This window comes from Actinomycetota bacterium (assembly GCA_030682655.1).
GTDB lineage: Bacteria > Actinomycetota > Coriobacteriia > Anaerosomatales > JAUXNU01 > JAUXNU01.
In genome coordinates this window covers 1-1,214 of sequence record JAUXNU010000059.1, presented here as the reverse complement: position 1 = coordinate 1,214, position 1,214 = coordinate 1, and the positions used below count along the sequence as shown (strand labels likewise).

The 1,214-nt window shown below is 60.6% G+C and carries 2 protein-coding genes; both read right to left on the bottom strand.

What is annotated here, in order from left to right:
• Positions 1 to 416: 416 nt before the first annotated feature.
• Positions 417 to 620 carry a hypothetical protein gene (locus tag Q8K99_03600; GenBank protein MDP2181634.1) on the bottom strand — a complete coding sequence of 68 codons (204 nt, stop codon included), beginning with the start codon at positions 618 to 620 and terminating at the stop codon, positions 417 to 419.
• 105 nt (positions 621 to 725) lie between these two features.
• The coding region (locus Q8K99_03595; GenBank protein MDP2181633.1) for an EamA family transporter at positions 726 to 1,214 on the bottom strand (489 nt) is incomplete at its 5' end.

Genomic DNA, 1,214 nt, shown 5'->3' with positions numbered 1-1,214 from the left:
CTGGCGACAGTCAACCTCACCCGAGATGAGTTCCATCCCGAATGGAACTATGTGATCCATCCCCGCAACCGCTCAGTTGTTGTTTGACGCTTCCTAAGCCCCGGAGCGGATGCTCCGGGGTCTTGCGGCAGTCAGCTGGCTGGCTGGAGACTACTCAAGCAGCTTCTTGATCCGGGTCTCGGTGTCCGGGGACAAGCTCACCGGACCCCCGAGGATCCAGCATTGGATGAGAGACGGCCGGTGCTCTGCAAACCAGGTATCTGTGGGCGTGGACAGGGGCTTGGTCTTCGTGATGAGGATCGGTCCGTCATTGAATCAATGGCCGCGGCCAGATTCTGCCCGAACGGCGACGAGGCCCCTCGGGGAAGGGGCCTCGTCTGGCGGGAAAGGGTGAAGAAGGAGGTGAGTTCTTCTTCTCAGTCTTGGAGGATGAGAATGATCCGCTTGAGTTCCTCGGAATCGATCTCGCCCATGGCGTGGCGGGCTCGAATCCTGGCGATCGCGCCGTCCGTTGCGCTTGCTCGCGCCGGCACGCGCTGAGCAGAAACGGGATACAAGCGACCTGTGTAGGCAAACCACGCGAAGAACGCGATTACGATCACCAACGGAATCAGCGGCATCTACTCTCACCACCCCTCTACGACTGTCTTGATGTGATTATTCACCGGGCGTGAGGAGCGGCGGTGAAACGCGTGTGGAGTTAGTGTGGAGCCCCACGGACCTTGTCAGTGTCGGGACCGAGCAGGGCGCACCGGTGCCGTGGTGGTCAGCGCCACGCCCGCGACGATGATCGCCATTCCTGCGATGACCCAGACGTCGACCCGCTCGCTCAGAACGATGGCGCCAAGGAAGGTCGCGATGACCGGGTTGACGTAGGCGTAGGTCATCACCTTTGATGCGGGAGCGTTGCGCATCGCCCAGACGAAGGCGGTGAAGGCAACGCAGGAACCCATGATGATCAGGTAGAGAAGAGCTCCGGCGCCGGGCACGGTGAGCGTGAATCCGGACCATTCGCCAAGGACCGTGCCGATAGTCAGACACACGAGGCCCGCCGCGAGCATCTCGTATCCGGTGGCAACCAACGCATCGGTCTTGACCGGCCTACCCTTCGAAATGAGGATCTTGTGACACATGTGTGGGTGAGAATCCGCCCTGAATGAGTTACGCACGTCGCCCCTGAGCTTGGGATACTGGCTTGTCTGAGAGTCAGGAAA